The organism is Streptomyces sp. NPDC033165, from assembly GCF_055577965.1.
This window is the reverse complement of the sequence record NZ_JBVIPK010000001.1, coordinates 883,545-889,544: the sequence shown is the minus strand read 5'-3', so window position 1 is coordinate 889,544 and position 6,000 is coordinate 883,545. Positions and strand designations below refer to the sequence as shown.

Genomic DNA, 6,000 nt, shown 5'->3' with positions numbered 1-6,000 from the left:
CTGATGACCAGGACGACAAGAGCCGTGTAACGGGAGACTGTTACGCACGGTTCTGTGAGGGCCGGGGGGTGAGATTCCCCCCGGCTACTCGGCGGAGCGCTATGCTGAACGTTCCGCTTCAACGTCTGACGGTTCGTCAAGAGGGCGGCCCGGTGCGCCTGTTGGTGGTCCGGGCAGGTCTCTGTCGTGTGGGGTCCATGCCTGTGGGTCGTTGGTGGCGGGTCCGTGCGGTGCGGCCGGACGGTGGGTGCGCAGGAGGGCGGCGGCTTGGTCGGTGATCTCCTTGGTGATGTCATGGACGTCGACGCGGGAAAGGATCCACCTGATGCGTGCGGGGTGGATGCGCTCGTAGTCGGCATCGAGAGTGGTCATGGCGCTGGTGGCGACACGGACGCCCTCCTCTGAAGCTGCTTGGACCAGAGCCGCAACAGTGCGGTCCTTACGGTAGAGCTTCGAGAGGCCTTCGCTGTCGAGCAGGTGGGTGCCGGGCATCAGGCGCCGGCCCCGCCGACTCGCCGGTGGTTGTGGCGCAGCAGCGCGCGGGCGGCCTCGAACTCCTCGCGGGTGAGGGCTTCGCTTTCGGTCTCGAAGTCGGCGACGATCTCCCGGAGCTTGTCCATGGCGATCCGCTGTTCGAGAGCTTCGGCGACGTAGGCAGAGAAACCGCCGGGTCCGACGTGGGCGCGTGCAGCCTCGGCGAGATCCTCGGGCAGGCTGATGGAGTATTTCTTGCTACCGCTCATGGTGTCGATGCTGCCAATGGTCGTACTGTGTCGCGGGGAAGATGGCGGTGCCTGCGCAGATCGGCGCGTACGTGGCCGGTCGCCTCGGGGCGCTGGGACGGCGTTGGTCACCTCTCCGGGGACAGGTCGGTGCGGTCGATCCAGGTGGGGGCGACGAAGATGTTGTCGCCGGTGGGGGCTTCGGAGGCTTCCAGCAGGGACCAGGTGCGGGACTCCTCGACCAAGTACTCCCAGGGCGCGGTCCAGTCGAGTTCCCAGTCCAGGCCGGGCCCGGAGACGCCGTACGTGCGGCCGACGTCCACTCGCCAGAACTGTGAGTAGAGGATCACCTGGGCGTGGTCGGCCAGGTCGTTGATGATCTCGGTGAAGTGGGCTGAAGGCCAGCCGGGGGCGTTGTCCGCAGCGGTGGGTCGTAGGCGCGCGGTGAGCGGCGGGACGACGGGGGTGCGTGCGCCGAGTTCGGTCAGGGCCCAGCGGATGCCGACAGACTCGGTCCAGTCCGGAGGGGTCGCCCGTTCCAGGCACGCGCGATAGGCATGACGCAGGGGCTTGATGGCGCCGTCGATCTCCAGGCTTGCCAGGGCCACGGCCGCCCATTCGCGGACGGTCGGGTTGTCGCTGTCCAGCAGGCCGATGAGAGCGGGGCCGCAACGGGGGTCGCCCACCTCCTCGAAGACCTCGATGGCGGTCAGCTGGCCGAAGCCGCCGAGGGAGGGCAGGCCGTTGATGACGGCGGGGATGGCGTCGGCGCCGATCCAGATCAGCTCCGCGCGGGCGTCGTAGGACTCGTCGGCCTTGCCGTCGAGCTGCTGGACGAGTGTCTCGATGTGGGAGGTCATGACGCGGAGAGGTCCCGGCGCCAGAAAGTGGGCAGCCACCAGCAGAGCACCGAGTGGTCGTCGGGCCACGGGGCGCGGTCCTCGGCTGCCCAGTCCTCGAAGGAGTCGCGCGTCAGGTCGATGGGGCGCCAGGCGGGGTCGAGCGGCTCGTCCTCGGCCGGCGGGCGGACGTACCGCCGACAGCGCTGGTCGCACGCGCCGAAATCCCGGTAGTTGCGCTGGGCCTCGATCAGGGAGACCTGGTTTGCTCCGCCGGGCATGGTCGGCCAGCGGAACTGGAGCCCGTCGTCCTCCCAGAAGCAGACGCGGCAGATCTCGTAGGAGCCGGGCATGGCGTCGAGCACGCGGTGCCCGCAGCAGGGACAGGGGTAGGAGTCGCTCACCTGCGCAGTCTCGTAGCAGGTCCGGCCGGTGCGCCATGGATTTCTCGGCCTCGGCACCCCCGGCCGGTCCGCAGCCAGTCCGCAGGACACCCGTAAACGGCCGTCGGGAGCCAACGCAGCACAACCAGGAAACCCCAGGTCAGAGCCCTGTAGGGGCTCCGCCGCAGGTCAGGATCAGGCCGCAGACATTCCGCTTCAGCGTACTGATCGTGCACCCAGATCCGGCCTGACCCGCGAAGACGCGGGTCGGGCCGTCCTGCTGTCAGCTCAGTGGTCGGCGCTGCCCGGGGGCACCACCCATTGGGTTGGCTGTCCGGTGACGGAGGCGATCATGTCAAAGTTGCCGTCGTAGTGGAGGACGGTCAGCCGGTGCAGTTCTGCGGCAGCGGCGATGAGTAGTTCGGGGAGGGACAGGGTGCGCTGGAAGCCGGCGTTGAGGGCGTGGCGCTGGGTCTCCAGGGCATGGGTGAAGGTGTCGTCGTCACAGGTGAGGTAGTCGAATGCGTGGAGCCAGGTGCTGATGCGCAGCGCTTCTGCGCTGGTGCGGGCGGAGTGCACCATCTCGTATTCGGTGGGCTGGCACACGGCTAGCAGGTAGCGGTCGTGCAGCGGCTGGAGTGCCTCTTTCGCCGGAGGTTTCGACCATCGAGCGAGGGCGGACTTGTCGATGAGGTAGCGGTCTCGCATCAGGCGGCCTGGCCGCCTGTGCGCTTGAGGGAGCCGTCGGCGTCGCGGGGGCCGGTGTTGTCGATGATCTCGCTGAAGTCGAGCTCGCCTGCGTCCATGGCGTCGAAGAACTCTTGGCGCAGGTGACGCTTGACGGCGTCCTCCATGGCCAGTCGCACGGCCTTGGCCTTGGCCTTGGTGTCGAAGATGCGCATAGCCTCGGCGACCATGTCCTCGTCGAGATCGATGACTGTCCGAGCCATGGTTCGGCTCCCTTCTCCGGGAGGCGCACCAGGCGAAACGATACCGTTTCAATAGTAAGAGCGATTGTCGTTTCGTGGTCCGGTTGCACCGGACGGCCCTTGGGCTCGGGATCGCCCGGAACCCTGGACGGTTGCTGGATCCACGCTGGATCGATCCTGTACGTGAGTTGTTCCCGCAGGTCATCGCGGAGTTGTCGATGCTCCGCTTCACGGTGGTGGCTCCGTCGCGTGTTCTGGGCCCTCGACTGCAACCAGCGTCGGGCGAGGGCGGTTGCCCAGGCCCACGCCCTCACGGAGAAGGTCCAACGGGAGCAGGCGGAACCGTACGTCATCGTCGACACCGGGCCACGCCCCTTGAGGTCGTCGCGGATTGCCCGGACTGGCCGGGAAGAGCCCCCGGCGGCGTAGACTCGAAGGCCGATATCGGTTTCGTCACTGCCGGGACAGCGGCGTGGAGGTGTACGGGGTGCGGGAGTTCCAGCGGGGCGCGGTGCGGCTGCACATCCTGCACCACGCGGCCGAGGAGGAGATCCACGGCGCGTGGATGACCGAGGAACTGGCCCGCCACGGCTACCGGATCAGCCCCGGCACCCTGTACCCCACGCTGCACCGTCTGGAGGCCGACGGGCTGCTCACCTCCGAGCAGCAGGTCGTCGACGGCCGGACGCGGCGCGTCTACCGGGCCACCGGGGCCGGGAAGAAGGCCCTCGCCGAAGACCGCAGGGCCCTCAAGGAGCTGGCCCGCGAGGTCCTCGGAGACGACGGCGCCCCGGCCTGATCAGCCGTGGATGGCCGGTGAGCTTGCCGGGGCGGCGGCCTGCGTGCGGGCCAGGCGGGCGTCGAGGGAGTAGGCGCCCGCGCCGACGACGAGCAGGAAGAGGCTGCCGCACAGCTGGGCGAGGTCGGTACGGGACTCATGGGCGAAGTCCCACCAGCCGGACTTGCCGGCAAACAGCGGCGCGTCGCCCCACAGGATCGGCAGTTTGGTGATCAGCAGCGCGCCGAGCATGTTCACGATCATGGGCACGGTGGCGAGCCGGGTCAGCAGTCCGGCCAGGATCAGGACACCGCAGCCGATCTCGAAGACGCCGTCCAGGGGCGCGACGAAGCCGGGGGCGGGGATGCCGGCCTTGTCGAACCGGCCGGCGCCCTGCGCGTCCGGGCGGAGGAACTTCAAGATCCCCTCGGACAGGAAGACGGCACCTACGTAGGCGCGGATGAGGACCGTCGCGGCGGGTGCGCTGGTCGTGGTCGGATTCGCCTGCCAGGTGCTGGACCGTGCCATACGGGGATGCCCTTCTCCCAAGCCGTATCGGATGCCGATATCGTCCCGCGAGGCAGAGGGGCGGGGACGCTTTCCCGCCGCCCGGGCGTGGCGCGAGGGACTACGGCCTGCGGGCAGCGACTGCGCGGCGCACGCCGTACGCGGCAGCCCCCAGGGCGAGCACGGCAGCACCCGAAACAACCGAGGTCAGTGGCAGCGCGAAGGCCAGGACCAGACACCCGGCCAGTCCCAGGACGGGGACGCCCCGGGGCGGGCGGCCCTCGTCCGGAGTGAGGGTCCAGGCCGAGGCGTTGGCGATGGCGTAGTAGGCCAGCACGCCGAAGGAGGAGAAGCCGATCGCGCCGCGCACGTCGGCCGTGGCTGCGAGGACCGCGACGACGACGCCGACGACGAGTTCGGCCCTGTGCGGGACCTGGAACTTCGTGTGGACGGCGGCCAGGGCGTGCGGCAGGTGCCGGTCGCGGGCCATGGCGAGGGTCGTGCGGGAAACGCCGAGGATCAGCGCGAGCAGCGAGCCGAGCGCGGCCACCGCCGCGCCGACACGGACGACCGGAGCCAGCCAGTCGGCGCCCGAGGCCCGGACGGCATCCGACAGCGGCGCGGTCGCGTCCGCCAGCTCCTTCGGGCCCAGCGCCGTCAGGACGGCGATCGCCACGAGGGCGTAGACGACGAGGGTGATGCCCAGCGCGATCGAGATGCCCCGAGGAATGGTGCGAGCAGGGTCGCGGACCTCCTCCCCGAGGGTGGCGATGCGCGCGTATCCCGCGAAAGCGAAGAAGAGCAGGCCCGCCGCCTGCAGCACGCCGCCGAAGGTGGCGTCCGAGCCGACGTCCAGCCGGGCCGCGTCCGATGCGGAGGAAGTGAGTGCGGCGACCACCACGGCGGCGAGCACGGCCAGGACCACGGCCACGATCACGCGAGCCAGCAGCGCGGACTTCTGCACCCCGGCGTAGTTCACCGCGGTCAGCGCCACCACCGCCGCGACCGCGACCGCTTGGGCCTGGCCCGGCCACACGTACGAACCGACCGTGAGCGCCATCGCCGCGCAGGAGGCGGTCTTGCCGACCACGAACGCCCACCCGGCCAGATAGCCCCAGAAGTCGCCGAGGCGTTCGCGGCCGTATACGTAGGTGCCGCCGGAGGACGGGTAGCGGGCCGCGAGCCGCGCGGAGGAGGTGGCGTTGCAGTACGCCACCACCGCCGCCAGAGCCAGGCCGATCAGCAGTCCGGAACCGGCGGCGCGGGCGGCCGGGGCGAGCGCCGCGAAGATCCCCGCGCCGATCATCGATCCCAGACCGATGAGGACGGCGTCACTCACGCCGAGGTGCCGCCGCAGCCCTCCCGGGACATCGGCGGCGGGGGTTGCTGGACTGCTCATGGACCACTCCCTGGGCGGCGGAGCCACCACTAACGAGCTCCGATATCGGAAGACGATATATGAGTCCGTCGTCGGGCCACAGGGCCTTGAGCGCCAGCGGCGACCAGCGGTGACCAGCCGCTAAGGGGCCCCGCCTCTCTGGGATTGAATGCCCGACTGCGCCGACCCGCCCGAATCGGTGCACCGGCAGAGCCTCACGCCGAGCAGGGCCAGGTCGCTGTGCTTCTGGAAGGGAGTGGCCCGCTACCACAGCCTGGCGGTCAGCGGCGGGTGAGCCGCCTCAGGGCGACGACGGCCTGTAGGGCGGCGGCCGGGCGCAGCAGGACGGGGCGGGGCCGCTCGGGCGTGGTGCCGCGGCGCAGTGCGAGCCCGGTGACGGTGACGACGGGGAGTGCTCAGGCGGCGACGGCCGCCGTACGTAGGGTGCGGCTGGGTTCGTGGTG

10 protein-coding genes are annotated in these 6,000 nt (G+C 70.1%); 2 read left to right on the top strand and 8 right to left on the bottom strand.

What is annotated here, in order from left to right; all coding sequences use genetic code 11:
* Positions 1-99 precede the first annotated feature (99 nt).
* The 6 genes from ACZ5WC_RS04225 to ACZ5WC_RS04200 all read right to left on the bottom strand — a co-directional run bounded on the left by ACZ5WC_RS04225 (position 100) and on the right by ACZ5WC_RS04200 (position 2,894).
* On the bottom strand, positions 100-492 hold the full coding sequence (locus ACZ5WC_RS04225; RefSeq protein ID WP_468539380.1) for a DNA-binding protein: 393 nt from the start codon (positions 490-492) through the stop codon (positions 100-102).
* Positions 492-743 (bottom strand): hypothetical protein, encoded by a 252-nt coding sequence (locus tag ACZ5WC_RS04220; RefSeq protein ID WP_468539379.1) that lies wholly within the window; start codon positions 741-743, stop codon positions 492-494. The genes ACZ5WC_RS04225 and ACZ5WC_RS04220 overlap by 1 nt, the downstream gene beginning before the upstream one ends.
* Before the next feature lie 107 nt (positions 744-850).
* Positions 851-1,582 (bottom strand): HEAT repeat domain-containing protein, encoded by a 732-nt coding sequence (locus ACZ5WC_RS04215; protein WP_468539378.1) that lies wholly within the window; start codon positions 1,580-1,582, stop codon positions 851-853.
* A complete protein-coding gene (locus ACZ5WC_RS04210; protein WP_468539377.1) occupies positions 1,579-1,965 on the bottom strand; it encodes a CPCC family cysteine-rich protein in 387 nt (128 codons plus the stop codon). Before ACZ5WC_RS04210 ends, ACZ5WC_RS04215 begins: the two co-directional genes overlap by 4 nt.
* Before the next feature lie 267 nt (positions 1,966-2,232).
* Positions 2,233-2,652: a PIN domain-containing protein gene (locus ACZ5WC_RS04205; RefSeq protein ID WP_468539376.1), complete on the bottom strand. Its 420-nt coding sequence runs from the start codon at positions 2,650-2,652 to the stop codon at positions 2,233-2,235.
* Positions 2,652-2,894 (bottom strand): type II toxin-antitoxin system VapB family antitoxin, encoded by a 243-nt coding sequence (locus ACZ5WC_RS04200; protein ID WP_468539375.1) that lies wholly within the window; start codon positions 2,892-2,894, stop codon positions 2,652-2,654. Before ACZ5WC_RS04200 ends, ACZ5WC_RS04205 begins: the two co-directional genes overlap by 1 nt.
* Before the next feature lie 466 nt (positions 2,895-3,360).
* Between ACZ5WC_RS04200 and ACZ5WC_RS04195 the strand changes: the two genes are divergently transcribed.
* Positions 3,361-3,672, top strand: coding sequence for an Rv3488 family transcriptional regulator (locus tag ACZ5WC_RS04195; protein ID WP_468539374.1), 312 nt, complete (start codon positions 3,361-3,363; stop codon positions 3,670-3,672).
* Here the strand turns inward: ACZ5WC_RS04195 and ACZ5WC_RS04190 are convergent, their stop codons facing one another.
* Together ACZ5WC_RS04190 and ACZ5WC_RS04185 are read right to left on the bottom strand one after the other, a co-directional pair.
* Complete coding sequence (locus ACZ5WC_RS04190) at positions 3,673-4,179, bottom strand: DoxX family protein (protein ID WP_468539373.1); 507 nt, start codon at positions 4,177-4,179, stop codon at positions 3,673-3,675.
* 100 nt (positions 4,180-4,279) lie between these two features.
* Complete coding sequence (locus tag ACZ5WC_RS04185; RefSeq protein ID WP_468539372.1) at positions 4,280-5,557, bottom strand: APC family permease; 1,278 nt, start codon at positions 5,555-5,557, stop codon at positions 4,280-4,282.
* A gap of 148 nt (positions 5,558-5,705) precedes the next feature.
* On the opposite strand from ACZ5WC_RS04185, the gene ACZ5WC_RS04180 reads away from it, so the two are divergent.
* On the top strand, positions 5,706-5,831 hold the full coding sequence (locus ACZ5WC_RS04180) for a DUF427 domain-containing protein (protein ID WP_468539371.1): 126 nt from the start codon (positions 5,706-5,708) through the stop codon (positions 5,829-5,831).
* Positions 5,832-6,000 lie beyond the last annotated feature (169 nt).

Excerpts from the sequence above, each read along its gene's own strand:
- ACZ5WC_RS04225 (WP_468539380.1), bottom strand. The coding sequence starts at position 492 with ATGCCCGGCACCCACCTGCTCGACAGCGAAGGCCTCTCGAAGCTCTAC.
- ACZ5WC_RS04220 (WP_468539379.1), bottom strand. The coding sequence starts at position 743 with ATGAGCGGTAGCAAGAAATACTCCATCAGCCTGCCCGAGGATCTCGCC.
- ACZ5WC_RS04215 (WP_468539378.1), bottom strand. The coding sequence starts at position 1,582 with ATGACCTCCCACATCGAGACACTCGTCCAGCAGCTCGACGGCAAGGCC.
- ACZ5WC_RS04205 (WP_468539376.1), bottom strand. The coding sequence starts at position 2,652 with ATGCGAGACCGCTACCTCATCGACAAGTCCGCCCTCGCTCGATGGTCG.
- ACZ5WC_RS04200 (WP_468539375.1), bottom strand. The coding sequence starts at position 2,894 with ATGGCTCGGACAGTCATCGATCTCGACGAGGACATGGTCGCCGAGGCT.
- ACZ5WC_RS04190 (WP_468539373.1), bottom strand. The coding sequence starts at position 4,179 with ATGGCACGGTCCAGCACCTGGCAGGCGAATCCGACCACGACCAGCGCA.
- ACZ5WC_RS04185 (WP_468539372.1), bottom strand. The coding sequence starts at position 5,557 with ATGAGCAGTCCAGCAACCCCCGCCGCCGATGTCCCGGGAGGGCTGCGG.
- ACZ5WC_RS04180 (WP_468539371.1), top strand. The coding sequence starts at position 5,706 with ATGCCCGACTGCGCCGACCCGCCCGAATCGGTGCACCGGCAGAGCCTC.